The organism is Paraburkholderia sp. BCC1885, from assembly GCF_900996235.1.
Lineage (GTDB): Bacteria > Pseudomonadota > Gammaproteobacteria > Burkholderiales > Burkholderiaceae > Paraburkholderia.
Genome location: NZ_CAAJGM010000116.1, coordinates 1 through 482 on the forward strand (window position 1 = coordinate 1; position 482 = coordinate 482).

Sequence of the window (482 nt, forward strand, 5' to 3'; positions counted from 1 at the left end):
TGTACCCGTATCACCACGACGCGGCCACCGCGCACCTGTCCAATGTCGAACCGGACCGGCCCGACCTGGCGGCCTACCCGGACTACGCGCGCGCCGAGGCGATGCGCTTCACGATCCACGCCGGCGAGCTGCTGTTCATGCCGGTGTTCTGGTGGCATCACGTGCGCGCGCCCGGCGTGTCGGTGTCGGTGAATTTCTGGTGGTATCCGACGCTCGGGCAGATCCTCGGCGCCTCGAACGCCACGCGCGCGCTGCCCGGGTTTTATGCCGGCGACCGGCTCGAGGAGTTCCGCCAGGGCTTCCTCGCCCCGGCCGGGCTGGACTTCGTCGCGGCCGGCGCGCGCGGCCTTGCTGGCCGATGCCGCCTTGTCGGCGGCGCATCGCTCGGCGATCGAGGACAGCGCGGCGCTGGCGGCGCTGATCGCGCTCTCGCACGACGATGCGCAGGTCGAGCGGGCACGCGTGGAGGCGCTGCTCGACGC

Annotated in this window: 1 protein-coding gene; it reads left to right on the top strand. The window is 72.2% G+C overall.

The genetic code is table 11. The features are described from left to right. On the top strand, positions 1-482 hold a 482-nt coding region (locus FQ755_RS12880; protein WP_186308513.1), incomplete at both ends, for a cupin-like domain-containing protein.